The sequence below is a fragment of the Paenibacillus tepidiphilus genome (assembly GCF_008635795.1).
GTDB classification, from domain to species: Bacteria; Bacillota; Bacilli; order Paenibacillales; family Paenibacillaceae; genus Paenibacillus_AQ; species Paenibacillus_AQ tepidiphilus.
The window spans coordinates 1-24,635 of sequence record NZ_VWRQ01000040.1; the positions used below are offsets into that span (position 1 = coordinate 1).

The window sequence follows — 24,635 nt, forward strand, 5'->3', positions numbered from 1 at the left end:
AATAAATTCTCATTTTGGAATCACTTTTATTGAAACCAATAAGGTGATTTCCGATACTCACTCGTTGTTCAGTTTTCAAAGATCAACATTGTTGCGTCCGTTCAATTTCTCGTCATCAGCAACTTTTATAATATATCACATCCAACCGATCAATGCAAGCTCTTTTTTTATTTCTTTTTTCGAGCAACCATTGATCTTTCTTGGCCGGAATTAGAATATACCATGTGCAGAATATGAATGCAAGTGCTTTTTTAAAAACATACACTCCAGTTCTTTTCAGTTTCGTTAGTCTTCATATAATAGCTGTTTAAGGCGGTGTATGTTTTATCCTGTGAATGGTTACAGTAACAGCAATTCCGTCAATACAATATGCTTAGGAGGCTTCCCATGGATACGCACGAATTCGTAGCGAAATTTCAGGAGAACCAGAAAAAAGCCGAGAAAAACAAACGCCGCGGCCACGGCTCGCCGGGTGCACGCCTGGCCAACAAGCAGCACAGTACCAATAAATAAAATCAGCAAGCATCCTTCAACAAGAAAAGGGATATCTCCAGATGTCTGTCTGGAGATATCCCTTCTTTATATTGTGCCGGGCGGGTATATCGTTTATTTAGCCAGCTTTGTAACCTGGGCAGCTACTTTTTCCAGTTGAGTTTTGCTAAGCGCCTTGTCCGGGGAACTGAGGGTTACATACCGGTCATCCAGCTTAAAGGTCAGCATCGGTACGTCAGAAGGTGTATACCACTTGCCCTCCGCTCCGTTCGCCAGCTTAACTGGAGTTCCTTCGTAATCAAAAGAGTAGTCGCGCGGTGAAATATTTACAATCATATGCTTGAACACAAAGCCTACTCCATCTCCGCTGCCAACCTGCTTGAATGCGTCTCCGCTGATCATTTGAGTAGGTGCATAGGCGGTTTCAAAGCCTTCGAATGCAGCAAACGCCTTGGTGATCTGTTCTTTTTGTGCAGCTGTATATTCGATTGCTTTCAATGTAATTACAGAGCTGCTGCCGCCCGATGTATTGCCTGAACTGCTGCCCAGAATGACCTGATTGGCAGCCGCATCGAAGGTTACCGGAACATCCAGAGCATCGGCCAGCGCACGGACAGGCAGGTATGTGGTGTTATTATAGGTGATTGGCGCCAGGGCTTTACCGTTATTATCTACCGGAGTGTATGCCGCACCGTTTACCTTAAAGCCAATGCCATGGTTGAGGTACGCACTGATCTTTTGCAGATTGGTTCCGGCATATACTCCGGCTGTTCCTGAAATGGCCATTCCGAATACCATAGTGGCGATAATCATTGTTTTGTTCTTCTTCATATATATCGTCTCCTCTTGTCTGGATATGGGATGCTTTCCTTGCTACACCTTTATTTAACCATTCACTTGTTTCTAACTTGTATCGTCAATGTAAAGAAGGTTATCCAAACGGCAGCAATTGCAAGCACCCGCTATCCCTAAAAGGCAGACTTAAACTGTATTTGGCGGGGATTGCCGATATACCTGGGTATACAGGGTATTTCGGATGTCCCTGAACTCAGCTTCGGTGATAGACCGGGGATGTGACATCAGCAGCAAAGGAAGTTCGGCTTGGCCTTCCCTCAGTGGCGGTTGCCTGTATTCATACTCGTTCAGCCAAAATCCCAGCCGCTCATAGAACCCGATACGCCGCTGCTGCAACGGGTCCTGAGGCGGCTCCACTTCGAGCACAATCAGCTTGTCCGACACTGCAAGGTAACGGCTCATGAGCTTGCGGCCAAGGCCCCCTCCTCTGATTTGAGGCGCCACGGCTATATGCTCGACGAACCGGAAGTTCGGGAACTCCCACGCCGCCAGGACAGCCTGAACGTTTCCTCCCTCATCCTGCTCTGTTAACAATCCGTACCCGGGATTACGCAGCAGGGAACGTTGTCCTTCAAAGGTCCGGATTTCGTTCACCGGAAAGGATGCTTCCATAATCGTATAAATCTCCTGAAACATGTGCGGTTCCATGTGGCCTTCCTTTCTCCGGCAGTTCATTCTCCGGCAATAGCTATCCGTACCTGATATTATCACCCTTCCGTCGACCCTGTTGCAAGCCAAGGCCTGCAATCGTATTTAAGAGTTCCAATATAAAAACCGGGCCTGTCGGCCCGGTCCGGTAATTCCGCAGCAATTGCGGGAATATATTCTTTATTCGAGATTGGACAGGTTATTGGCGGTTGAGGCGACATGTTCAAATGCCCGGCTTAGCTCCTGCATGGACTGCCCCTGGTGCTGGGCAAAATCCATAATCTCTTTAAGCGACTGGTCCATCTGCAGCATTCCCTGTCTCATCCCGCTTAGCTGACTCTGAATATTCTTCACAAGTTCATGGCTATTCCCGGCCAGCTTGCGGATTTCCGTGGCCACAACTCCGAATCCGCGTCCGCTGTCTCCGGCCCGCGCCGCTTCAATGGCCGCGTTGAGGCCCAGCATATGCGACTGGTCAGCAATTTGTCGTACGGACGACAGGATCTCAAAGCTGCTTTCAATCTCGCGGACCATCGCGCTTGAGCGGCTAAGCAGGTCGTCGAGGTGCTCTGTAATTCCAAGCGCCGAACGGGTGACCTCCTCGGAAGTAGCGGTCATCTCCTCGACTAGCGAAGACAACTCCTGAGCCCCATCCTGCAAAATGGCTGTACGGTGATTGGAGACCATCGCGGAGATGACCCCTGTCACTTCTCCATCCTCGATGACCGGAACCGCCGAAGACAGATAAGATACACCGAAGACTTCGGCTCCGCGCTCTTCGCGCTGAACGGTCCCGGTCTCAAAAGCTATGTAGGAGACCGTGCCTTTAAATTTCTCAATGGGCATTCCGACAGGCACTTTAAGATCAATGTGCTTCCCGGGCAGATAAGCAAGTACTTTGTCCGTATCCGCAAGTACCAGAGCGGCGTCTTCGGGGTACGTGTTCTGGATCACGTCCAATACATTTTTCAACTGTTCAATCTTATTCACCAGCATCTACCGCCTGTTCGAGTAATATGAGTTCTGATAAGCATAATTATAAATCGCGGTACTTACAATACTCTGAAAACAATATGTAACTTGCGAAAATAAATCTAAACATCAGCGGAATAACCAAACTCCCGGCAAAAGCTGCCGGCGAGCAAAGCATAATACTCCGGTGAAACGACAGGCTTAGCCCCCTGAGAATTTCAAGCATATACCGGGCCGGAGGGCCGGAGACGCCGTTTCGTCTTTTTTTATGATTATAGCAGTGCAATGACAAAACACCTTCATGAAATTTCACATTTTTTGTGTCTTAGTATCTGGTACTAGGATAACGTGCTATACTATACAGGTAAAGAGATATTAACCCATTATGTTTATATAGGAGAGGTAGCTTTGAATACAAATCAGCAGTGGATTGCACCCGAACTGTACAATCTGACTTCAGAGATGGAGCGGCACCCCAAAGACCGGATTGCCCTGAAGTGGTTGCAAGGCAACGGTAACTATGAAGAAATTACTTACGGCGCATTACTGGAGCAGGCCAGCCGCCTGGCGGGAGGCTTGGCAGGCCTGGGCCTGAACCAGGGTGACCGTGTACTGGTCATGGTCCCGCGCTCAATCATTGCCTATGTTATTTATCTTGCTTGCCTGAAGCTCGGGCTCGCTGTGATCCCTTCGTCGGAGATGCTCCGCGCCAAGGACCTGTCTTACCGGCTGCGCCATTCAGAAGCCAGAGCCATCATCGTCTGGTCCGAGGCCTGCGGCGAAGTGAACCGGATCGCCGAAGACCTGCCGGCGCTGGAGCACCGCCTGTCTGTCTCCGGCAACTCAGACCTGACCGGCCCGGGCTGGACTGATCTGGAGGGCCTGATGGAAGGGCAGCCTGCGGATTATCCTGCCGTAGCCAGCCGCCGTGACGACATTGCCATCCTGGCCTACACCTCCGGCACCACCGGCAACCCGAAGGCTGTCGTGCATACCCATGGCTGGGGCTACGCGCACCTGCGCATCACAGCTTCCCTCTGGCTGGATATCCGCGAGGGCGATACCGTCTGGGCAACGGCTGCACCGGGCTGGCAGAAATGGATCTGGAGCCCGTTCCTGAGCGTGCTTGGCAACGGAGCCACCGGATTCGTATATAATGGAGCTTTTCATCCCGACCGTTATTTGCAGCTGCTGCAGGATCAAGGCATCCAGGTGCTGTGCTGTACGCCGACGGAATACCGCCTGATGGCCAAGAGCGAAACCCTGCCCCAATATGACCTCTCGCATCTGCGCTGCGCCGTATCCGCCGGTGAGCCGCTGAATGAAGAGGTTATCCGCACCTTCCAGAAGCATTTCGACATTACGATCCGTGACGGCTACGGGCAAACAGAGAGTACGCTGATTATCGCGGCCCTGAAAGGCGAACCGGTACGGATCGGCTCTATGGGCAAATCGATCGCACCGGGAATTGTGGAGGTTATCGATGAAGAGGGCCAGCCGTTGCCTCCGGGTGTAGTGGGCGACATCGCCGTCCATTTGAGCATGCCGGCACTGTTCCAGGGCTATTATAAAGATCCTGAGCGCAAGACAAACAGCTCGCACGGCGAATATTTCGTTACCGGGGACCGGGCGCGCAAGGACGAGGAAGGATATTTCTGGTTCGAGGGACGCGGAGATGACATCATTATCAGCTCCGGGTACACGATCGGGCCCTTCGAAGTCGAGGAAGCGCTGATGAAGCATACGCTGGTCAAGGAATGTGCGGTTGTGGCAAGCCCGGATGAAATCCGCGGCTCCGTCGTCAAAGCGTTCATCGTGCTTAAGGACGGGCATGCCGGAACGCCGGAACTGGCTAAAGAGCTGCAGGATCATGTCAAAACATGGACTGCTCCGTACAAATATCCGCGCCTGATCGAATTCACCGCCGAGCTCCCGAAGACCGCTTCCGGCAAAATCCGCCGCGTGGAGCTGCGCGAGCAGGAGAAGCGGGCCGCTCAGCAATAAACGGCAATACGTCCAGACTATAATTGCAAACAACAGGTGCACCCCAAATGGGGTGTACCTGTTATATTTTTCCTCCCGGCTATCTGGGGCCCGGAATCCTTCCGCTGCGCTTTCGGGAGGAGCGAAGAAGCGTGCACAGACAAACAATTAACAAAATCGCCGTTGTTATCAGACTTCCTTCCACGCCAAAACTCCCCCCGCTAATCCACTTACTACCCGATAACTGCATTGAATAAATGCCTTGAGACTCCAACCCGCTGACAGCAACGCTGTAGACGAACCCTTGCAGCAGATTCCAGAACATATGGAGGCCGATTGCAAAATACAAGCTGCCTGTCCGGATTGTCGCCCAGGAGAAGAGTACGGCAATCAGCACAATGTTCAGTGCACTGATCCATGAATAACCCGGATTGGCCGCATGGGCCAGGGAGAACAGAGCGGCGCTGACCGCCACCCCCCAGAACATGCTCAGCCGGCGGCCCAGCAGGTGTTGGATATATCCCCGGAACATCACCTCTTCACAGACTCCGGCCAGCAGCACGGAAACCACGATATCAGGAGCATCCAGGCGCTGCCACTGCGGCTGCTGCCAATCCCCGGTAAATGTAACGGCACCTAAGACCCACAGTACGGCAATAACGCTGCTAATAAGTGCGGCTCCGGCGAGGCAGCCCTGCAGGAGCCTTCTGCCGTCCGGCCGGGTCAGTCCAATGCTGGACAATGGCCGTTTATGTACGAATTTGACCGTCAGACCTACCACCAGAAACATATAAAGACCAAGCGAACGGAACACTTGCGGCCAGCCGTCCGGCCCAAACACATGCTTGGAATCAACCTTCACAGACATAATCAGGGAAGCCACCACCGTAACGGCCAATACAGCTACCACTACAAGCAGAAGCTCCCAGCCCGCCCTGACTTGCCGCTCTTTGTTTCGGAATATAACGTTCATCTCTTTGTCCTCCGCCTTTCTTCATCTGAATGAATGGTTAGACGGAGAACAATGGATAAAGCACTGCAAGCAGTGCCGGCTTAAATAACAGATTACTCCTTCCAGTACTGCGAATCCGGGTTGAGCTCTGCACCGACCTCGCCCTCGCGGATCAGATCGCAGTCCAGATAGCCGTCCTCATCCAGAAAATAGACCTCCTGCCGGTAGAATTCATTGAGCGTATCCAGGAAGGTCTCCGGTGAATCGTACATCACTACCAGCTCGCCGTAATCGCTCATCAAGTCGCAGATCTGTTCCTGGCCCTCTTCTGTTCGGCGGTAGCAGATAAAGTCCCCGCCATAATTGGCCAAGAGCGGAAGAATGAGCCCTCCTGCACGGTATTCCTTCTCTTCTAGTATCGCAGTCAGAGCCTGAAGCTGCTCTCTGTACTCATCCATATGAATCAAGCGGTACCCGGGAATGAATTCAATCAAATGGGCCTGTTCCTCGTCGCTGCCGGTACCCGACACCCTGCTGTAAATGACCTTCAGCAGCTCCGGCGCGTCCTGCAAGGTTTCAGCCATTACTGCATCGGATACTCCCGCGCCCAGGCTGGCGATATATCCGGGCCGCAGGCCTTCGGAATAATTAAGATAGGTTTCAAAGCGCTCGGAGAGCGCGTGATGCAGCGTATTGGCAGACATGTTGTCATATCCTTTCGGTTTGGTTTTGGGGGATTAGCCCTCTTCTCGGTCTCTGGTCACCATACTACACTTCCGCCAAGCATCGCAACGCAAACGCTAGTCCCGGCAACTGCGAATAACGATGTTTTTTGTCGATATTTGTTGAGAGTTTGTTCAGAGCCTGCTGTTACAATGTCCCCAAACAACATTTGCCAACAAGAATGGAGGAGAACGCAGCACATGAAATTTTTCAAAAAAACTTCAGCTTTATGCCTTGCAGCGGTTGTAACGCTAAGCTCGATATTGCCGCTCAGCGCCAGCGCAGCTGAGGCGCAAAGCTTCACTACGGTAGGCAGTGCCACCGATGCTGTAAATCACTTTCTGGATGGCTCATCCGTCAAGCTCGTCAGCGGTACGGAGAGCATCAAAGGGCCGCTTGAAAATGTATCATCCTTTGAGCAGTTAAATGCCGGAACTTTACCGGATAATACGGAGCTTAAGCTAAACAAAGGATTATTCCTTAAAGCGGAAGCTTACGGAGCCACTGGCGACAGCGATCTTAAGGCAATTATGGACGCAGCCGGCAAAAGTGCACCTATCACGAATGTCTCGGCCCTGGAATTCGAATTCACAGTTCCGGAAGGCAAGACTTCGGTGGCCCTGAGCTTTATTTTTGCCAGCCAGGAAGGCATCGCCGATTGGGACATCGCCGGCGTGTTCGTGGATGGCGTCAACTACGCCTTCATGCCAAACGGCTCCATTCTGCGTGTCAATAAGGATGCCAATCTGATCAATTACAATTCAACAGAGGTTCCCGGCTGGCGTTCCTGGGCACCGCCGCAGACGCTCGTCGGACTGCTCGACAGCAAGCTTACAACCCATAAGCTGAAAATAGCCGTAGCCAATACAGGCGATGACGTGGCTCCTACAGGTATCTTCATCTCCGGGTTGACGCCGGGCACCGCCACTACGGGCGGAGTGCAGGAGCCCTCCAAGGACAGCTCGGTTTCTCCGGAAGCCGGAACCTTTGATCAATACATGGGCAACATGGAGCCTGGTGAATATCACGACCTTGCCACCACCTTATCCCTGAACGAAAACACGCTCACGGACATTACGCTCGGCGGCGTAAGCGTGGACTCTTCGGCCTATACCATTGATAAAGATACCGTTACGTTCCACAAGGAATATCTGTCTACCCTGCCTGCGGGCGAGCATGCATTCACCTTTGTAATGAACGAAGGTGCGCAGCCGGTGTTTACCGTTAAGGTAAGCAACTCCACTCCTCCGTTCCTGCAGACCGCCGTTTCCGGGGATGCAGAGGTCAGCCTGACCTGGAACCCGGTAGCCGGTTCTACCGGGTACAAGATTTATCAAAGCGCCACCTCGGCAACCTACGGTGACGAAATTGCCGTTGTCAGCAGTGCCGTATACAGCCATACTGTAACCGGATTGACCAACGGGGCAGAATACTATTTCGCAGTGAAGGCCGTCAACGGTGCCGGAGACAGCCTGTTCTCCAATCAGCTGAACGCAATGCCGCAGATGAGAGCACCTGATGCTCCGGCCATCCAGTCGGCCGTTCCCGCTAACGGTGAGGTCACCCTCTCCTGGACAGGTGCAGAGACCGCAGCAGGCTATACGGTCTATCAGAGCCTGACTCCCGATCAGGAAGGAGCGCCTGCCGCTTCCGTCAGCGCAGATGTGTACAGCATCGCTGTAACCGGACTTACCAACGGCACAACCTATTATTTCACCGTCAAGGCCGAGAATGCCGGCGGGTTCAGCCCGGCCTCCGGCGCCGTAAGCGCCATTCCGGCCACAACGCCGGATGCGCCGACTGACATTATCGCCATTCCCGGCGATGGACAGGTAACGATCCAGTTTACTCCTCCGGCAGTCAGCGGCGGCCAGCCGGTAATCGGCTATGTCGTAACCTCTGCCCCAGGCGGAATTACCGCAACCGGCAGCGGCAGCCCGATTGTTATTTCCGGACTGACCAATTACACCAGCTACACCTTTACAGTCCAAGCCGTCAACCTGATGGGCAGCAGCATGAGCTCGCCGGAATCTGCTGCAGTTTCACCAACTCTGTATATTCCGGTAATTGCACCAAACGCTACTCCTTCCCCGGTGCCTGCCCAAGCAACCGATGTGCTGGTTAACGGACAAGTGATTAATGCGGGTATGCTGACTTCAAGTATCGTAGACGGCCAGTCCGTTCAGCGCCTGACTGTGAATCAGCAGCAGCTCGAAGAGATGATCGCAGGCCAGGAACAAGGCGCGGTTGTGACGCTCCCGATCACTTCGGCGGCTCAGGTGACCGTTGTTGAACTGAACGGCCAGATGATCAAGAACATGGAGAATAAGGGGGCCGTTCTGCAGATGAAAACGCCGGGCGCCAGCTATTCTCTGCCTGCGAGCCAAATCAAGATTGATGACATGTCGAGCCAGTTCGGACAAGCCCTGTCTCTGGGAGACATCAAGATTGAAATCTCCATCTCTACACCGGCCAACGATGTAGTGCAGCAGGTGAACACCGCCGCCGCCAAACTTGGCGTAGAGCTCCTGGGCACTCCGGTTGATTTCACCGTACGCGGTCTGTATGACGGCAAATCAGCTGAGCTGACAACCTTCAGCGGCTATGTGAACCGCAGCATTACCCTGCCGGAAGGCACAGACGCCAGCAAGATTACCACGGGCATTGTGGTGGACCCGGACGGAACCATCCGCCAGGTACCGACTAAGGTATCCAGAGACAATGAGCGTTATGTGGCTGAAATCAGCAGCTTGACCAACAGTATCTACACCGTTGTCTACCATCCGGTTGCCTTCACGGACGTAGCTCAGCACTGGGCGAAGGACGCCGTGAACGATTTCGGCTCCAGACTGATTATTAACGGTGTCGGAGCCAATAACTTTGCCCCGGATCAGAATATTACGCGCGCCGAATTTGCTTCTATTCTGGTAAGCGCCCTGGGTCTGAAGCCGGCAGCCACGGTGTCCTCCTTCAATGATGTGAGTGCAGCCGACTGGTTCGGCGGCGCAGTGGAAACGGCCAGTGCCTACGGACTTATCCAAGGCTACGCAGACAGAAGCTTCCGTCCGCAGGAGCTCATCACCCGTGAGCAGGCGATGAGCGTTGCCGCCAAAGCGATGGAGCTGACCGGACTGTCCGGCTCGTTCGCCGACCATGCTGCCGATGCTGTGCTGGGCGCCTATGCCGACGCCTCCAACGTAGCGCCATGGGCAGCCGCCGGCGTTGCCGAAGGGCTGCAGGCCGGCCTGATCAACGGCCGCGGCAACGGTGCACAGCAGCTGCTCGCACCGAAAGCGACGATGACCCGCGCAGAAGTAGCTACGATGCTGCGGCGTTTGCTGCAGAAATCGGATCTGATCTAAGCCGGTTCTACTATAGTAAATAAAAGAGGTACCCTCCGGCAGCATGCCGCCAGGGTACCTGTTTTGTTAGATAGGCTGTTTATTTACCGGCCGAACGCCACTGCTTCTCCAGCCATGCGTCGAATTCCGGCCCCTTCTCGCCTTCATAGGCATCGTAGATGTCGATTCTCATCTTTTGCAGCTTCGCTTTAAAGTCCTCGTAGGAATGCTCCTTCGGAAGGCTCTTCTTGATACGCAGCAGAATCTTCGAGAGCCCCTTGAACAGCTCCGGCTTATTCTCGGAAGGCCGCGCCACCTCTTCCCCGAACGCCTTGAGCTTCTTGTAAGCCGCGATCTGCACGGCATATACAGGGTCGCTGGTCACAAGGCGGTTCAAAATATCAATCACTTGCTTGTGGTTCCAGTTGCCCAGCTCTTCCACAGCGGCAAGACGCGCTCTCCAGTCAGCCGTCCGCGCGGCAGCTTTTTTGAGTTCCGCATAATTCTCCGGCAATTCCTGATTCAATTCTTCATTATTCAAACGATACAATCCCCTTTTTGGTTAAATCTGCAGATAAAGCCATTCTACCGCACCCTTTGTCCGGATTCAATGTATCCGCCGCTACTCTTCCTCATACCAGCGCGGGATGTAGGCCGTAAATCCGGCATAATCCTCCATCGCCTGCCTGCCTCTCTGCTGCATGCCCGCAATATCATCCGCCCCGAAGGGAATCGACCATACAATGGAGAAAAGTGCGGCATAAGCCACATACAAGGCATGTCTTCTCCAGAACTCCTCCGGTACTGGACCCGCGAAATAACCGTCCAGCTTCCCCCTGGCGAATGCCGGAGACACCTCCCGGTCAAAGAACTGCAGCTTGTAGAATTCCTCCACATAATCACCGCTGTCCCAGCGGTTGAAATCAATGACCCCGATGCCGCCGTCAGGGGTATACAGCAGATTGCCGACATGAAAATCGCCGTGCCGGTAGACCTTGCGCGTATGGCTGATCAGTCCGATGTTCTCCCTGACGTAAGCAATGACCCGCCCGTCACCTTCCAGGCGGTAGGGACAGGCTTCATATTGTCCGATGCGCCTGAGGATTTTGGCCTGCATCTCTTCCTCCCAGCCGGTCAGGTCGCTGTCATTCGGAAGGGCGTGCATCGCAGCCAGAATCTTCCCGGCCTCGGCGCCCAGCCTGTACTGCTCGCCCGGTGCCATCTCCGGCAGGCATTCTTCAAGCGGCTGGCCATCGACCCAGGTCAGCAGCAGGTAGCTGTGTTTGCCGCCGCCGCATACACCGTAATCCACAGCTTGCGACATCGGGAAGGCAAGGCGGTTGAACCGGCGGATCATTTCATATTCCGCCTGCTTCCGCGGATAACCCGTCCCATCCGCGAGCCGCAGCAGCAGCTTTTGCCCGTTTGCATGCTCGATATAGTATTTATTATCGTCCGACCAGCCCTTCAGGATCGGCTGGACCGTAACCCAGTCATCCGCCCCCGGGATCTCCCGCCAGTCTTCCCGCATCTCTCCGTCCCCCGTTTCCTGTAGATTGGCTGCACTCCGCTTCACGGCAGACGAGCCTATTCAAATCCTAATCGTAGCATACAATGCCCGAACCGGATACCGCCGGCTCCGATGAAGCATAGTTATGGCTTAAGCAGCCGCTGTGTTCAACTCCACATCCCTCTCTCTTACCACATGTTACTATTTTATGGAACTGTATTTACGTACCCTATTTTCTCAAGGAGTGGGTTGTGTTTATGGGAATTATAGTAGCCTTGGGTGTAATCCTTATCCTGGCGGTCATCATCGGCCTCAGATCGGCAAGCATCGGCAAGAAGTTTAAGCAAAGCGGCGTCCTGCGGGCGGACCGTATGGCTAACTTCTACGGCTCGGCCTCCAGAGGCTATGGGCAAGTTCGCGGAAACGGCTGGCTCGTACTGAAAGGGGATGCCCTTATATTTGAAATGTATGTGCCGGTGCGCACCCTTGTTATTCCGCTGGAGACGATAACCGCCGTAGAAGAGACGCGGACGCATCTCGGCAAGCCAGGAAAAGCAGGGACCTCCCTGCTGCGCATCACCTACCGGCACGGCGACCGTGAAGATACTGCCGCCTGGAGCGTCGACGATGTCGGCGGATGGATCGGGGAGCTGGGAAGACTGCGAGCGTAACTGTCTTGCCGCTTCGTGGTTATGTTGAAGCGGCAGTTCCACCGCAATGCCGCTACGGCGCCCCGCTGCATGGCGAGTATAAGGTGCGGCAATTGGGATTCCGGTTCTTTTTTGCAGAATGAACTATCCTTATAGATGAGTGCGTTATGCATAGGCACATTGGTTTAATGTTAAGTATCTCTCTTCACCAAATCATCCGGGCTATTCGTCCTACCAGTTCATTACTGCAAAAGGGGAGTCTCTATGTCCGACCGTTACGCCCTTGACCAAGGGAGTCTTTCACGCGAAACAGCGCTGCTGCTCGAACTGTTGGCCACAGCAGACCTCGCGGGGCTCGCTGAACGGCAGCCTGAACGGTTCGCCGATATTGACTGGGAGCTGATGCTGAAGCTCTCTCTGCACCACCGTGTATACCCGTATCTGTACCCCAAGCTTAGCCGCATGGAAGGAACGGCGGTTCCGGCCGGCTTCATAGCCCGCCTTAAGCATGAATACCGCAGGAATACGGTCCAGATGCTGCAATTAAGCGGTGAAATGAGCAGTCTCGCTGATACGCTTGCGGGGCTGAATATCCGCTCGATCTTTCTGAAGGGCCCCGTTCTGGCCCTCGACCTGTACGGGGATTTGTCGCTGCGTACCTCGCGCGATCTGGACTTTATTGTGCCGATGGCCAAGCTGGCGCAAACGGAGGAGCTGCTAGCCGGGCTTGGCTACGTCGAGGAGGAAATCTTTGAAGCCATTCTGGGTGACTGGAAATGGCGGGAGCATCACAAGACCTATCATCATCCGGATAAGAACATTAAGGTTGAGGTGCACTGGCGGCTAAGCCCCGGACCTTCCAGAGAACCGGATTTCGAGGAGCTGTGGAGCCGCTCGCGGAAGAGTCCGCTCGGCGCGAGTGTGCATTATCTAGGGCGCGAGGACCTGTTCCTCTTCCTCGCCGCACACGGTGCAAGACACGGCTGGTCGCGGCTGAGATGGCTGCTCGATATCCGGCAGCTGCTGCTGCAGCCGCTTGATGCGCCGCAGCTTACCGGTCTGCTGAAACGCTACCGCTACAGCGATGCCGGCGGGCAGGCACTGATTCTGGCGGCCGGACTGCTGCAATCGCCGTCTGTTCCTGAGCTGTCCGCACTGACCGAGCGGCCCAAATCCCGCCGCATGGCCCGGCAGGCGATGTTCTACATCGCCCGGATGGTCAATCTGCATAACCCGCCGCTGGAGCCGGAAGTGGAGCGGCATTTCAAATATTATCAGCCGGCGATACTGCCGCCATGGCACCAGCTTCTCTATGTGGCCGGCTTCCTGTATCCCTATGCCGCGGATGCGAAGACCCTGCCGCTGCCGAAGCCGCTGCATGTGCTCTATTTCCCGCTTCGTCCGTTCCTGTGGACCTGGCGCAAGGTCACCGGGAAAGAAGAGCAATAAATGTTTCTTTCTAAACTAATACTAGCCCGTCTCAGCCGGACTACCGGCTAAGACGGGCTATCGTTATATACAGGCAGACCCTCAGGCTACATCGCTTCCCCCTGGCTGCTCAGCAGGCGGCTGAACATGCCGCCCTTCTCGGAAGCCAGACCGCTGTACACCCCCTGCTGGATAACGCGTCCCTGGTCGATGACCAGAATCTGGTCCGCCCCCCGGATGGTGGACAGGCGGTGGGCAATGACGATAACGGTCACGGTGGATTTCAGGCGCTCCAGCGCCTCCTGAATCTTCTTCTCGTTCTCGGTATCCAGCGCACTGGTCGCCTCATCCAGCACGAGAATCGACGGCTTGCGGATGATCGCCCGGGCGAGCACCAGACGCTGGCGCTCGCCACCGGACAAGCGGATGCCGCGGTCGCCGATCAGCGTATCCAGCCCCTGCGGCAGCTTCCGCACGAAATCGGCGGAGGAGGCAAATTCCAGCGCCTCCCACAGCTCTTCCTCGGCGGCGTCCGGCTTGATCATCAGCAGATTGTCACGGATCGTCGCGTTATACAGGAACGGGTCCTGGGCTACATAGCCAATGCAGCGGCGGTAAGCGAGCAGCCGCTCACCGGCTATCGGCTCGCCGTCGGCCAGGATCTCGCCTGTCTCCGGCTGCATCAGCCCCATCAGCAGGTCGACCAAGGTGCTCTTGCCCGCTCCTGAGGGTCCCACGATGGCAGTCATCTTATTGGCCGGTATAGTCACATTCACCTGCTTCAGGGAATACTGCTCATCATCGGGCCGGTAGCGGAAGTTGACACCTCGCGCCTCCAGCCGGTCCGTGAGCGTCAACGGCGCAATCTCCTTGCCGGCCGTCTCCATGCCCTGCTCTTGCGCTGCCAGCGATCCTTCGCGCAGCTCCTGCAGCAGCTTGAAGGAAGGCAGCACAGAAGCCAGCTGCTCCGCCAGCGATTGCAGTGTGGCAAAGGTCGGCCACAAGCGGGCAAATACCAGAATAACGAGCAGCAGGTTCGGGCCTTCGGTATTGAGGAAGTTGAAGGAGATGAAGATAATGACGGCAATCAGCAGTGTCGAGGCCATTTTGTACGTCATTTGCGAGCCCGAGCGCAGACGGGTATACTCCAGCTGCTCATGCTTGACCTCACCGGTGAACTCATGCAGCCACGCAAGGCGCGAGCGCTCCAGATTGTTGCTCTTGATATCCTTGATTCCGTTCAATTGGTCGGTAATGCCGGCCAGATACTGCTGGCCCAGCTGTGAGCTGCGCCCCCCCAGCTTCTTGGCCTTGCGGATGAACCGGCGGGAGAAGAAGGACAGCATCCCTGCGCAGACCAGCACAATCAGCGTCATCTTGGGCGACAGCCAGAAGGCGAAGCCAATCTGGACCAGCGTGAACAAGAGCGAGCTGATGAACTGCAGGAAGCAGCTGATGCCGGCCATAACCCGCGCCGTTTCCGTGGTCATGATATTAATGAGATCGGAGGTGCGTTTGGTCAGGAAGAAAGACCATCTCGCCCGCAAAAGAGCGCCGTATGCTTCATACCGCAGCTGCCGGCTGTAGGTTTGCTGTATGTCCACATTGGAAATCGCGACATGGCGCGAAATCAGATTCTGACAGAACACAATCAGGACATAGGCCCCGAGCACAAGCCCGAGGGCTGCCGTCTGCGGCAGCTCCGATATGAATTCGAGCATGGGTAGCCGGTACACCGCGCCGCCGGACAGCTCAATCCCGGCCATCGCCAGCATCGGCACCAGAAGCAGAACGGCCGAGCTTTCCAGCAAGCCGCTGAACGCCATACCGAGCAGATTCAGATATAATTTGATTCCGGACAAGCGCTGCAGCTGCCGGATATAATACATGATCGCTTGCATGGACCCACCTCGATTACTTCGCATGTAACAGCTTGGCAAACTTTTCGACTACGACAAATCCCTGCATGGCATCGTCGCCGGAGACGTACTGCTCTCCGCTGCGCAGCCAGGCGTGGGCAACCATCTTGCCGGCTCTATCCCTGGCCACGCCCATATACAGCGTGCTTTCGATGCCGCGCTTCTCCAGCATACGAAGTCCGGCCACCGCCCGGACCATACAGGTGCTCTTCCATGGCGTACAGCGGCTCATCACCCGGATGGCCCTGGTGACATTCCGGGCCACCTCCAGCTCTTGCACTCCGGCCGCTTCAGGCGATTCCATGGACTTCACGCCCAGGCGGGGTGCCGTCTCGGCGAAGGGCCGCAGCAGCTGAATCCGCGCCAGCAACAGCCGCCAGAAGGCTTCCGGCAGCAGCGCCGCCGCCGCCCGCTCATGGAGAAGCAGATGCTTTAGCCGCCGCAGCCTGCTCATGACTCGCCGGCGATAGCGATAAGGTCCTCGGCCAGCAGATTCTGCAGGAACGCCAGCACATCCTGTTCGGCAATATCCGCACTCACCTCAAAGATCTCCTGAATGGCTGCCGTAACCTGGCGTACGGAAGACGGGGTTTCCAGTGCCGCCCAGATTTCACCGCCCACTTCGCCAAGGTTATAATACTTGCCGTTCTTCACATTCAGCATCACTTTCTCGCCGTCCATGTCACTGGCAATATTGCCCTCGCGCTGTACCAGCACGGAATCGGGTGATAACACACGGGTCATATTCATCATGAATTCTCCTTCACCTGGTTTTGGATGGTCTCCAGTATAAGCTCAGTCTGTCTCGGCGCGCTGAAGCCCGTTTCCGGCCGGGTCAGCCGATACATCGGCAGCCGGTTCACAAAGGAGGCCAGCATCCCGAAATGCCACTCACGGACGCCGATCCGGTCGATCATTGCCCGCTGGTAGGTGTGATGGTAGAGCGTGTGAAAACGTTCCATACCGCTTACGGGCTGCAGTGCCACCGGGGAATCGCCGCCTGCCGAAAGCTCGAACACACCGGCCAGCCGGAGCGGCTCTCCATAGAAGCGGTCATGCACCGGAACAGCAAATTTGGTCTCTCTCTGAAAGAGCGGCCGGTAATCCGAAGCGTCCCGCCCCAGATATTCCAGACTTTGCTGCCACAGCTTCTGCTGCGGATACCCCGGAATGGCGAGCGGATAGCCGTCCTCCACCTTAACGGGGATTACATCATCACTGAGCATACGATAGCCTTGGTCCATCAAGTAGGAGGCCAGCGTGGATTTCCCCGCTCCGGATCGTCCCACCAGGGCGTAAGCCTCGCCTCCGAGCACCAATGCGCTGCCGTGAAGCGGCAGAATCTGCCTCTGCATCAGCAGAACTCCCATACAGCTGCCCAGTATATACAGGCGCACACAATCCTCATCTGCCCCGTCCACGGGCGATACTGTAATGAGATTCCCGCCTTGGATGGAAAAAATGGCAACATCCTGCGCCGAGAACATCACCTCGCCGTCGGCCGTGCCTAAATGGGCTGTAAGCTTGGGAATGGCCTCCCAGCGCTCATTCAGGTCCCCGCGCTCGACGGAGATGCTGCCGAGTATGCCGGGCTCATCTGCCGGCGGAAGCTCAGGCAACGGGAATTCGCTGTAAATCTGCAGGCCGAAAGCCCGGTATGCCAATCGCTGTATCGTCTTTGCCACGCGCTTCCCTCCACTTCAGGTCAGGTAACAGCCTGATCGGTTCAACCGCAAGATGTAAATATAGCCCTTATCCCCCTCCAGCAAGCACAGGGGGATGAGGGCTGAGAAAATCTGAAACCAAATTAGGAGTAGTGTACGATTTCATCCGGATCGTTCTGGAAGGAATCGGCGATCGTAAAACCAGGACCAGCCATGGTCATTTTTACATCCAGTACTTCGAGTGCAGGCTTGCTGTATTCCTTTTTCATATTTCTCACCCCCTTTCAAGCGCTGGTGTAAGCTTCACGTATCAGGATAATTGCTTCAGGAACCGGTAAAATACCAGTCCGCGGGTCAGAAGGCGGAAATCGGAATGATAGATATACTCCGTCTTAGGCTTGCTTCCCAGTCGCTCCAGACATTGGGCCAATCCGGCTGTGTTCAGGAACGGTACGGCGCGGGCATCGCTCAGCATCTCCCGGAGCTCGCCCAGAAACGAATTCCACTCCGGTATCATCCGGAAGATGCCGTCGGCTCCCTGGACGCCCCGCTGCTTGCGGTTCAGTCGCACCTTGTCGGGCAGCCGCCCCTGCATGGCCCGGCGGATCAGCGAGCGGTCTACCCCGTCCTGCACGAACTGCTCTTCCGGAACGGACAGGCAGAACTTGATGACGCGCAGATCATTGGTGGGATCACGGTCCCATACCCCATACTTCAGCGAAGTCTTTGTAGCTGCGGTGCCGTTGACATTCCAGATATGCGGCTGCGTGAAATGTGCCCGCCGGATTTCATATACAGTACGGGTAGAGGGGTCATCGTCCGCCTGGAGCTGCCGCAGCTTCTCCTGCACCGCTGTGCGTCTGGCGAAGTCGGGATTAATCAGCTCGGGCAGTACGTCCTGCTGCGCGTTCCCGGGGCGTAAATTCCGGAGGAAGGGGAACGCCTTGCGTCCGACAATCTGCAGCACCTTCCGCGGATCGGCCCCCATACTCCGGTTGTATTGCTTATACTCATGGTAGAAGGAACGCCAGCGGAATTCACGGAGCAGCTTGGCTTGATAATCCAGGGCGGGTCCCCATGAAATACTCCAGTTCCCCCGCTGCCCGCTGAGCAGCACCCCGATTCCCTTCGACTGCGCCTGTTCGTAGATTCCTTTGAGCCAATAGGAATTCTCAATAAATTTATAAGGCATCTCCATAATATCCAGCCAAGGATCGATTTCGCTGTAGGGACTCAGATCGGGAAAATTCAGAAAGCTGGGCTCAATGTTCCCTACATGATCAATAGTCTCCTGGATAAAGGGCCGTTCATCGGCGATCCGTCTGCCTAGACTAAATTCCCCGAAGTTCTCAACCGGATACGAACTGAAGGTATGCAGGGGCTGCCCCCTGTGCCGCAGCTCCGCTGCCGCGAAGCTGACGACCGAGCCCGAATCCAGGCCGCCGCTCAGATTCGCACCGACGGCGAGCCGGGTACGGAGCCTGTCATGCACGGCCCGTCCGAACACCTCCCGGAAAGCCTCCTCGTAGTCACCGTTAGAACGAAGCCTTAAGGTAGGCGGCGCTTCAACGGTGCAGTATTGTGAGAATGCGATCTTATCGCCGGTAACCGTCATGGAATGTGCCGGCGGCAGCTGTTGAACGGATTGATATATGGTGGAGAAGCAGTCCGCCGCATCCACCCGGCTGTGAATCGCCAGAAATTCGGAGGTCCACTCTTCATTCAGCCGCCGGTCCGCGCCGGGGAGAACCAGCAGCGGATGAATGACCGTGCAGAAGGCGAACAGTCCTGCCCCGCGGTAGTAGTAGAGCGTCCGGTTGCCGGAGAAATCCCTGGCCCCGAATAAGGAACGCTTCCGTTCATCCCAGATCATGAAGGCAAAGTCGCCGAGCAGATGAACCGGAGTCTGCTCTCCCCATTTCTCATAGGCCAGAAGAATCAGCAGGCTGTCCGGCAGGCTCTCGCGGTCTTCAGACGGGACACCGAGCTGCTCAAGCAGCTCCGGCCGGTTGTCGATGATCGCATCGGATGTAATGGCCAGCCCCCGTTCCCGGTCGTAGTAGGGAAGTCTCTCCGCCGGCGATTGCGGCGTGATCCACTGCGCCCGGCAGCCCAGATATACATCCGGGTGCTGCCAGCCTCTGGCTTCATCCGCCGGGTAGCGCTCAAGCTGCCTCATCAGGCTGAGCCCGAGGTCCGGGTCCAGCGTATCGTGCTGCGTATGGTAGATGCCGGCGATTGCACTCATGGAAGACCTCCATTTGGGATGAAAGTCTGTTCCCGTGACCTTTGATTCAGGCCGCTGCGGGAACTGCTGTCAGGTTCTTAATAAAGAACATTTCTTACTTAATAAGATAAAGGTATAAACAATAATTGTGAATAATCCCGGAGAGTAAAAATACGTACTCTTTGGTTTAATGGGGATGGTAGACAAAGGTGGTATGGAAGGACTATTGGCACTGTGCAGTACGGGGAGAAGGAGCTGATTTTCAGTACTCTTTTTTCCAAAAAATGATACAAAAGGAGGTCCCTTCCGGGACCCCCTTCCCTGCTTAAAGCGTCATAAATTGACCATACCGGGCCAGGTAAGCTTCCTTCTCCGGGTAGTCTGGCATTATACTGCCCACAAGCCGCCAGAAGGAGCGGTCATGATTCATATGCTGCAAATGGCATAGCTCATGAACAATGACATAATCGATCACTTCCGCCGGAGCCATCGCCAGTCGGTAATTGAAGGCCAGCTTCTTGTCGGCGCTGCAGCTGCCCCACTTGGTGCTGGACTCCATAATTTCAATAGTCTTCGGCTTGACCCGCAGCTTCGTCTGAAAGGGCCCGATCCGCTCGGCAACCAGCTTCTTCAGGCTCGCAAAATAAAAGCGCTTCAACTGAAGCTTCAATTCCTCGGCAGTTAAATCCTCCGTCCTGATCAACTCGTGCAGCGGATATTCCTTGCCCAGATACATGAACCGGTCCTCATCACTGTATTGCTTCGGCTCCGGCGTCCTCCTGGCCTCGCGGCTGCGCCGCAAAGCCGAGGTTATCCAATCCCGCTGCCGCTCAAGCGCATTCCGCAGCGCTTCCTCGCTTGTCCCCTTCGGGGCCTTCAGCGTAAACCGGCCTGCAACATCCATGTGGAGCGACAGCTTCTTGCGCTTCCCGTATTGCACATCAATAGGAATGATTTCTTCATTAAGCTCAAATTGCATGGCGCTTATCGTTCCCTTATCCTGTTTTACTTAAGCGTACCACAGTTGGCAAGGAACCTAAACCGGACATCATGCTGTCACAGCATTGTGGTATAACAGAAGTAACCGCGAAGGAGGTCCGTTATGGCCAGTTATGATTATTCATCCAAAGAACAGCTGCTGGAAACCATCCGCAGCCGCTATGTGCTGCTCGACGGAGAATTTGACACTGTAGATGAAGGCTTCAGAGATTTACGGTTGCCCCAAGCCGATAAAACGCCGTCCGAAATTATCGCCTACCAGCTCGGATGGCTGAATCTTGTCATGGGCTGGGATCGTGATGAATTGGAGGGGCGTGAGGTAGAGATGCCTGCTCCAGGTTACCGCTGGAACCGGCTGGGGGAAATGTACTCATCCTTTTACCGGAAATATGAAGCTTACTCATTAAGGGAGCTCCGGGATTTATTCCGGGATACGGTAGGTGAGTGGGAGGCCTGGATCGGGACGCTGAGCGAAGAGGAGCTGTTCGTGCAGGGGCACCGACGATGGACAGGCAGCAAGGAGAACTGGCCGATGGCCAGGTGGATTCACATCAATTCTGTGGCTCCCTTTACCAGCTTTCGCACGAAACTCCGCAAGTGGAAAAAAGCGCTGGCCGCCGCACAGCAAAGCCCCACAGAATAATCTGCTATTCTGTGGGGCTTGGCGATATTTATGCTACCCGGCGTGCTGCAGCGGACCTGTTACGGCGTCGGCATACCGCCGTTCGCATTCAGCGTCTCTCCGCTGATATAGCTGGATTCCGGGCTGGCCAGGAATACATACGCCGGCGCCATTTCGGCCGGCTGGCCGGGGCGGCTGAGCGGTGTTGTGTTGCCGAACTCCTTCAGCTTCTCCACCGGCTGGCCGCCGCTCACCTGCAGCGGTGTCCAGACCGGACCCGGAGCAACGACATTGACACGGATCCCCTTCTCCGCCACCTGCTGGGCCAGCGATTTACTAAAGGTGTTAATTGCCGATTTGGTGGTCGCATAATCCAGCAGAATCGGTGCCGGGTTATAGGCCTGAATCGATGAGGTGTTGATAATCGTGCTGCCCGGCTTCATATGCTTGATCGCCGCCTTACAGAGCCAGAACAGAGAGTATACATTCGTTTTGAAGGTAGCATCGAACTGTTCTGTGGTCAGCTCGGCAATATCCTCTACAAACTGCTGCATACCAGCGATATTGGCAAGAATGTCGATGCCGCCCAGCTGCTCTACCGCAGTGGAAATCAGCTGCTCGCAATAGGCCTCTTCTTTAATATCTCCCGGCAATGCTACGGCTTTACGGCCTGCCTCTTCTATCAGCTTGACGACTTCCTGCGCGTCGGCTTCTTCTTCCGGCAAATAGGAGAGCACCACATCCGCCCCCTCGCGGGCATAGGCGATGGCGACCGCCCGTCCGATACCGCTGTCTGCACCGGTAACTACCGCCTTGCGTCCGGTCAGCCGACCGGTACCTTTATATGTGCCTGAACCGTCATCCGGCTTCGGTGTCATCTTCTGCTCGAGCCCCGGAGCCTGCTGCTGCTGCTGAAATTCCGGAGTAGCCTTCTGGTATTGGGTAGTAGGGTCTTGTACAGTCAATTGATCCTTCATCGCGTTCTCCTCCTTGGTGTTATCGGATAACTTTCGACTCTTTTTATGTAACCAGACTGCATAATTCTAAACGGGCTTCGCTTCATTGCCTGCACCGAATCCGGATGAACGCGCGAGTCCAAGAAATATCACAGATAAGAGGATCAGGCCGTGTTAGGCTAACCTTATTTATTGGCACTGTAGAGGAGTTGAAAAGCATGAGCAACGGCAACAACCTGATTTTGATGGACATTCCGGAAAGCCTGGAGAGTGACCGGCTGCTGATCCGCGCTCCAAGGTGGGGCGACGGTGCGGCGGTGTGCAAAGCGGCATTGGATAGCGTCCAGGAGCTGGGGCCCTGGATGCCCTGGGCGAGCCGGCTGACACCGGAGGCTTCCGAGGCCAGCGTCCGCCGTTCGCGGCTGGATTATCTGGAGCGCAGCGATCTGCGTCTGATGCTGATCTTGAAGGAGAATGGACAGTTCATCGGGGGCAGCGGCCTGCACCGTATAGACTGGGAGGCGCGTAAATTCGAAATCGGATACTGGATTCACAGCGCTTGGGCTGGAAAGGGGCTGATTAGTGAAGCGGTGGAGGCGATCACGCATTTTGCGGTCACGGAGCTGCAGGCGAACCGCCTCGAAATCCGCTGCGACGCCCGCAACGAACGCAGTGCAGGCGTCGCCCGGCGCTCGGGCTTCACGCTGGAAGGCATCCTCCGCAAGGAGAAATGCGATGTGGACGGGGAGCTTAGGGATACCATGGTATTCGCGAAGGTGCGCGGAGCGGAGTTTTAGAACCTTTATCTCTCAGAGTCCAAAAAAAGCTCTCGCTGTCGCCGTCGTCGCCTTAGCCACTTCCTCCGCCGGCCGGCCCATGCAGCGGGCCACGGTCTGCAGAATATGCGGCAGGAACACCGGCTCATTCCGGCCCTCCGCCGGCTTCACCTGGAGATCGCGCGGTGTCAGGAATGGCGCGTCGGTCTCCAGCATCAGGCGGCCCAGCGGAATGGTCCGGACCAGTTCCTGTAAATGCCTGCCCCTGCGCTCGTCGCAGATCCAGCCGGTAATCCCTATGTACAAGCCCATCTCCAGATACGTCTCAAGCTCGGAGGCCGAGCCGGTAAAGCAGTGGACAACCGCCCGCTTGGCGTCATGCTCCTTCAGAATGGCTGCAAAATCTCCGCTTGCCTCCCGCTCATGCAGAAACAGGGGCATATCCAGCTCCTGTGCCAGTTGCACCTGCGCCGCAAACCACTTGCGCTGGACATCCCGCGGCGAGAAATCCCGGTTGTAATCCAGGCCGCACTCCCCGACGGCCACCACCTGGGGCAACGCAGCCAGTTCCTTCAGTCTGGCGAGGGTTGACGCGTCGCAGCTCTTGGCATCATGGGGATGGACACCCGCTGTCGCGTACAGCTTGCCCGGAAAGCGTCCGGCATAGCGGGCCGCCTCTGCGCTGCTGCGCAGGCTGGTTCCTGTAATGACCAGCGGCGTAACGCCACTTGCTGCAGCTCTGGCCACTACCTCCTCGCGGTCCTGCTGAAAGGACCGGTGCATCAGATTCACGCCGATATCAATGAGAGGTTGATTCATCTCTTGATTGCTCCTTTTGTAGAAGGTTCCTATCTAATCTGTTGTTAAAAGAACTCATACAGCCCCTTGTCGAAGTATTGAAGCTCTTCCTGCGAAAGCCTGCAGCGTGTGTATCCCTCGTAAAAAGCTTCGAGCAGCTCCGGGCGCTCCGCGAAATCCCGGATCGCCAGCGCAACATCATAACGCGGGTCGCCTATGGTCATCCCGGCAACGTCGATGAACAGCTTAACCTCACCGCCCTGCACGAATACATTGTCCGTCGTGCAATCTCCGTGGATCATGGCCTTCCGGACCGGGGCCGGCCGCCCGCTTTCCAGTTGCTCCAGCAGTTCCATGCCGGCACCGGTCTGTCCCATCTCCACATACCTCCGCGCTTTGGCGAGTTGACTTTCCAGCCAGTCTTGCCCGTGCTCCAGCGCTTCATCCGGTACCCTTTCATGAAACCGGTGCAGAAATTCCCCGAAGCTGCGCAGCAGCTTTTGCCGCTCAGGTATGGAAGCTGCCGCCAGCAAAGCCGCCGTCAGTGTGACACCCTGCTCCTTCGACATAAGCAGATGGCTGCCATTCTGCTCCTCCAAGAAACCGTAATATTTCGGCACCGGAACCCTCTGTTCCTGTGTCAATGGCTCCCGGTTCAGCTGTTCCAGCACCGTAGCCTCCTCCCGCAGCCAGGCGCGGTATTTATCTTTGGTTGCGCTTTTAAGAATAAAGCTGCCTTGTTCGGTAACCAGACTCCGGACCTCAGAGGTACAGCCCTGATCGGCGGTCAGTTCCACTGTGATTACCCTCCCCAGCAATATTTCAATATGGTTAGCTAAGTCAGTGTTCATTGCTAAGACCTCCACGTAAACATTGTTTTGATAAATACCTTTATTGAGGAGATAGGGCTGGGGAACACATATTCTAATCAAACCTATTATTTCCACGCCGTAGTTCCCATGATATAATCACAGAAGCAATAGAAAGGCTTATATGGGCGGTCGGCTTATCTCCCGGAAAAGTTTACTAGAGTAAAGGACTGGTGTATAGTCAGCCCCTCCTCATCAAACCGTACGTGAGGTTTTCCCTCATACGGCTTTCCGATGTTCGTCACTCCTGG

24 protein-coding genes are annotated in these 24,635 nt (G+C 55.4%); 7 read left to right on the forward strand and 17 right to left on the reverse strand.

Annotated elements, in window-relative coordinates; genetic code table 11:
• Window positions 1-387 precede the first annotated feature (387 nt).
• Window positions 388-513: a DUF4023 family protein gene (locus tag F1379_RS28715; protein WP_150275903.1), complete on the forward strand. Its 126-nt coding sequence runs from the start codon at window positions 388-390 to the stop codon at window positions 511-513.
• 93 nt (window positions 514-606) lie between these two features.
• Here the strand turns inward: F1379_RS28715 and F1379_RS28720 are convergent, their stop codons facing one another.
• The 3 genes from F1379_RS28720 to F1379_RS28730 form a co-directional block, all read right to left on the reverse strand.
• Window positions 607-1,323, reverse strand: a complete 717-nt coding sequence (locus tag F1379_RS28720) for a stalk domain-containing protein (protein WP_150275904.1) — start codon at window positions 1,321-1,323, stop codon at window positions 607-609.
• Window positions 1,324-1,473: 150 nt separating this feature from the next.
• Window positions 1,474-1,995, reverse strand: coding sequence for a GNAT family N-acetyltransferase (locus F1379_RS28725; RefSeq protein ID WP_150275905.1), 522 nt, complete (start codon window positions 1,993-1,995; stop codon window positions 1,474-1,476).
• 180 nt (window positions 1,996-2,175) lie between these two features.
• Window positions 2,176-2,985 carry a methyl-accepting chemotaxis protein gene (locus tag F1379_RS28730; RefSeq protein WP_162551312.1) on the reverse strand — a complete coding sequence of 270 codons (810 nt, stop codon included), beginning with the start codon at window positions 2,983-2,985 and terminating at the stop codon, window positions 2,176-2,178.
• A gap of 390 nt (window positions 2,986-3,375) precedes the next feature.
• Between F1379_RS28730 and F1379_RS28735 the strand changes: the two genes are divergently transcribed.
• Complete coding sequence (locus F1379_RS28735) at window positions 3,376-4,971, forward strand: acetate--CoA ligase (protein WP_150275907.1); 1,596 nt, start codon at window positions 3,376-3,378, stop codon at window positions 4,969-4,971.
• A gap of 79 nt (window positions 4,972-5,050) precedes the next feature.
• On the opposite strand, the gene F1379_RS28740 is transcribed toward F1379_RS28735, so the two are convergent.
• Window positions 5,051-5,923 (reverse strand): CPBP family intramembrane glutamic endopeptidase, encoded by an 873-nt coding sequence (locus F1379_RS28740; protein ID WP_150275908.1) that lies wholly within the window; start codon window positions 5,921-5,923, stop codon window positions 5,051-5,053.
• A 92-nt stretch (window positions 5,924-6,015) separates the two neighbouring features.
• Complete coding sequence (locus tag F1379_RS29920) at window positions 6,016-6,606, reverse strand: SMI1/KNR4 family protein (protein ID WP_162551313.1); 591 nt, start codon at window positions 6,604-6,606, stop codon at window positions 6,016-6,018.
• Window positions 6,607-6,825: 219 nt separating this feature from the next.
• Here F1379_RS29920 and F1379_RS28750 point away from each other — a divergent pair, with 219 nt between their 5' ends.
• Window positions 6,826-9,987: an S-layer homology domain-containing protein gene (locus tag F1379_RS28750; protein WP_162551314.1), complete on the forward strand. Its 3,162-nt coding sequence runs from the start codon at window positions 6,826-6,828 to the stop codon at window positions 9,985-9,987.
• Window positions 9,988-10,066: 79 nt separating this feature from the next.
• Here the strand turns inward: F1379_RS28750 and F1379_RS28755 are convergent, their stop codons facing one another.
• Complete coding sequence (locus tag F1379_RS28755) at window positions 10,067-10,507, reverse strand: HEAT repeat domain-containing protein (RefSeq protein WP_150275911.1); 441 nt, start codon at window positions 10,505-10,507, stop codon at window positions 10,067-10,069.
• 81 nt (window positions 10,508-10,588) lie between these two features.
• The gene (locus F1379_RS28760; RefSeq protein WP_150275912.1) at window positions 10,589-11,497 is read right to left on the reverse strand and encodes a phosphotransferase family protein; all 909 of its coding nucleotides are present in this window, start codon (window positions 11,495-11,497) and stop codon (window positions 10,589-10,591) included.
• 236 nt (window positions 11,498-11,733) lie between these two features.
• Between F1379_RS28760 and F1379_RS28765 the strand changes: the two genes are divergently transcribed.
• Together F1379_RS28765 and F1379_RS28770 are read left to right on the forward strand one after the other, a co-directional pair.
• Complete coding sequence (locus F1379_RS28765; RefSeq protein ID WP_150275913.1) at window positions 11,734-12,147, forward strand: hypothetical protein; 414 nt, start codon at window positions 11,734-11,736, stop codon at window positions 12,145-12,147.
• 243 nt (window positions 12,148-12,390) lie between these two features.
• Window positions 12,391-13,575, forward strand: a complete 1,185-nt coding sequence (locus tag F1379_RS28770; RefSeq protein ID WP_150275914.1) for a nucleotidyltransferase domain-containing protein — start codon at window positions 12,391-12,393, stop codon at window positions 13,573-13,575.
• Between the two features lie 86 nt (window positions 13,576-13,661).
• On the opposite strand, the gene F1379_RS28775 is transcribed toward F1379_RS28770, so the two are convergent.
• The 7 genes from F1379_RS28775 to F1379_RS28805 all read right to left on the reverse strand — a co-directional run bounded on the left by F1379_RS28775 (window position 13,662) and on the right by F1379_RS28805 (window position 20,343).
• Window positions 13,662-15,455 carry an ABC transporter ATP-binding protein gene (locus F1379_RS28775; protein ID WP_150275915.1) on the reverse strand — a complete coding sequence of 598 codons (1,794 nt, stop codon included), beginning with the start codon at window positions 15,453-15,455 and terminating at the stop codon, window positions 13,662-13,664.
• Window positions 15,456-15,468: 13 nt separating this feature from the next.
• Window positions 15,469-15,927 (reverse strand): lasso peptide biosynthesis B2 protein, encoded by a 459-nt coding sequence (locus F1379_RS28780; protein ID WP_150275916.1) that lies wholly within the window; start codon window positions 15,925-15,927, stop codon window positions 15,469-15,471.
• Window positions 15,924-16,223 carry a lasso peptide biosynthesis PqqD family chaperone gene (locus tag F1379_RS28785; protein ID WP_150275917.1) on the reverse strand — a complete coding sequence of 100 codons (300 nt, stop codon included), beginning with the start codon at window positions 16,221-16,223 and terminating at the stop codon, window positions 15,924-15,926. Before F1379_RS28785 ends, F1379_RS28780 begins: the two co-directional genes overlap by 4 nt.
• Window positions 16,223-17,158, reverse strand: a complete 936-nt coding sequence (locus tag F1379_RS28790) for a phosphoenolpyruvate carboxykinase (ATP) (protein WP_150275918.1) — start codon at window positions 17,156-17,158, stop codon at window positions 16,223-16,225. The genes F1379_RS28785 and F1379_RS28790 overlap by 1 nt, the downstream gene beginning before the upstream one ends.
• A gap of 122 nt (window positions 17,159-17,280) precedes the next feature.
• The gene (locus tag F1379_RS28795) at window positions 17,281-17,406 is read right to left on the reverse strand and encodes a paeninodin family lasso peptide (protein ID WP_150275919.1); all 126 of its coding nucleotides are present in this window, start codon (window positions 17,404-17,406) and stop codon (window positions 17,281-17,283) included.
• A gap of 41 nt (window positions 17,407-17,447) precedes the next feature.
• On the reverse strand, window positions 17,448-19,385 hold the full coding sequence (locus F1379_RS28800; RefSeq protein ID WP_150275920.1) for an asparagine synthase-related protein: 1,938 nt from the start codon (window positions 19,383-19,385) through the stop codon (window positions 17,448-17,450).
• Between the two features lie 304 nt (window positions 19,386-19,689).
• Window positions 19,690-20,343: a M48 family metallopeptidase gene (locus F1379_RS28805; protein ID WP_150275921.1), complete on the reverse strand. Its 654-nt coding sequence runs from the start codon at window positions 20,341-20,343 to the stop codon at window positions 19,690-19,692.
• Between the two features lie 123 nt (window positions 20,344-20,466).
• Between F1379_RS28805 and F1379_RS28810 the strand changes: the two genes are divergently transcribed.
• On the forward strand, window positions 20,467-21,006 hold the full coding sequence (locus F1379_RS28810; RefSeq protein ID WP_150275922.1) for a ClbS/DfsB family four-helix bundle protein: 540 nt from the start codon (window positions 20,467-20,469) through the stop codon (window positions 21,004-21,006).
• Between the two features lie 59 nt (window positions 21,007-21,065).
• Here the strand turns inward: F1379_RS28810 and F1379_RS28815 are convergent, their stop codons facing one another.
• Complete coding sequence (locus F1379_RS28815) at window positions 21,066-21,962, reverse strand: SDR family oxidoreductase (protein WP_150275923.1); 897 nt, start codon at window positions 21,960-21,962, stop codon at window positions 21,066-21,068.
• A 197-nt stretch (window positions 21,963-22,159) separates the two neighbouring features.
• On the opposite strand from F1379_RS28815, the gene F1379_RS28820 reads away from it, so the two are divergent.
• A complete protein-coding gene (locus F1379_RS28820) occupies window positions 22,160-22,738 on the forward strand; it encodes a GNAT family N-acetyltransferase (protein ID WP_150275924.1) in 579 nt (192 codons plus the stop codon).
• Window positions 22,739-22,750: 12 nt separating this feature from the next.
• On the opposite strand, the gene F1379_RS28825 is transcribed toward F1379_RS28820, so the two are convergent.
• A complete protein-coding gene (locus F1379_RS28825) occupies window positions 22,751-23,536 on the reverse strand; it encodes a TatD family hydrolase (protein WP_150275925.1) in 786 nt (261 codons plus the stop codon).
• Between the two features lie 44 nt (window positions 23,537-23,580).
• The gene (locus tag F1379_RS28830; protein WP_150275926.1) at window positions 23,581-24,366 is read right to left on the reverse strand and encodes a phosphotransferase; all 786 of its coding nucleotides are present in this window, start codon (window positions 24,364-24,366) and stop codon (window positions 23,581-23,583) included.
• Window positions 24,367-24,635 lie beyond the last annotated feature (269 nt).

Excerpts from the sequence above, each read along its gene's own strand:
- F1379_RS28740 (WP_150275908.1), bottom strand. The coding sequence starts at position 5,923 with ATGAACGTTATATTCCGAAACAAAGAGCGGCAAGTCAGGGCGGGCTGG.
- F1379_RS28760 (WP_150275912.1), bottom strand. The coding sequence starts at position 11,497 with ATGCGGGAAGACTGGCGGGAGATCCCGGGGGCGGATGACTGGGTTACG.
- F1379_RS28725 (WP_150275905.1), bottom strand. The coding sequence starts at position 1,995 with ATGGAACCGCACATGTTTCAGGAGATTTATACGATTATGGAAGCATCC.
- F1379_RS28805 (WP_150275921.1), bottom strand. The coding sequence starts at position 20,343 with ATGCAATTTGAGCTTAATGAAGAAATCATTCCTATTGATGTGCAATAC.
- F1379_RS28830 (WP_150275926.1), bottom strand. The coding sequence starts at position 24,366 with ATGAACACTGACTTAGCTAACCATATTGAAATATTGCTGGGGAGGGTA.
- F1379_RS29920 (WP_162551313.1), bottom strand. The coding sequence starts at position 6,606 with ATGTCTGCCAATACGCTGCATCACGCGCTCTCCGAGCGCTTTGAAACC.
- F1379_RS28720 (WP_150275904.1), bottom strand. The coding sequence starts at position 1,323 with ATGAAGAAGAACAAAACAATGATTATCGCCACTATGGTATTCGGAATG.
- F1379_RS28770 (WP_150275914.1), top strand. The coding sequence starts at position 12,391 with ATGTCCGACCGTTACGCCCTTGACCAAGGGAGTCTTTCACGCGAAACA.
- F1379_RS28715 (WP_150275903.1), top strand. The coding sequence starts at position 388 with ATGGATACGCACGAATTCGTAGCGAAATTTCAGGAGAACCAGAAAAAA.
- F1379_RS28825 (WP_150275925.1), bottom strand. The coding sequence starts at position 23,536 with ATGAATCAACCTCTCATTGATATCGGCGTGAATCTGATGCACCGGTCC.
- F1379_RS28815 (WP_150275923.1), bottom strand. The coding sequence starts at position 21,962 with ATGAAGGATCAATTGACTGTACAAGACCCTACTACCCAATACCAGAAG.
- F1379_RS28820 (WP_150275924.1), top strand. The coding sequence starts at position 22,160 with ATGAGCAACGGCAACAACCTGATTTTGATGGACATTCCGGAAAGCCTG.
- F1379_RS28775 (WP_150275915.1), bottom strand. The coding sequence starts at position 15,455 with ATGCAAGCGATCATGTATTATATCCGGCAGCTGCAGCGCTTGTCCGGA.
- F1379_RS28795 (WP_150275919.1), bottom strand. The coding sequence starts at position 17,406 with ATGAAAAAGGAATACAGCAAGCCTGCACTCGAAGTACTGGATGTAAAA.
- F1379_RS28765 (WP_150275913.1), top strand. The coding sequence starts at position 11,734 with ATGGGAATTATAGTAGCCTTGGGTGTAATCCTTATCCTGGCGGTCATC.
- F1379_RS28780 (WP_150275916.1), bottom strand. The coding sequence starts at position 15,927 with ATGAGCAGGCTGCGGCGGCTAAAGCATCTGCTTCTCCATGAGCGGGCG.
- F1379_RS28810 (WP_150275922.1), top strand. The coding sequence starts at position 20,467 with ATGGCCAGTTATGATTATTCATCCAAAGAACAGCTGCTGGAAACCATC.
- F1379_RS28800 (WP_150275920.1), bottom strand. The coding sequence starts at position 19,385 with ATGAGTGCAATCGCCGGCATCTACCATACGCAGCACGATACGCTGGAC.
- F1379_RS28785 (WP_150275917.1), bottom strand. The coding sequence starts at position 16,223 with ATGAATATGACCCGTGTGTTATCACCCGATTCCGTGCTGGTACAGCGC.
- F1379_RS28750 (WP_162551314.1), top strand. The coding sequence starts at position 6,826 with ATGAAATTTTTCAAAAAAACTTCAGCTTTATGCCTTGCAGCGGTTGTA.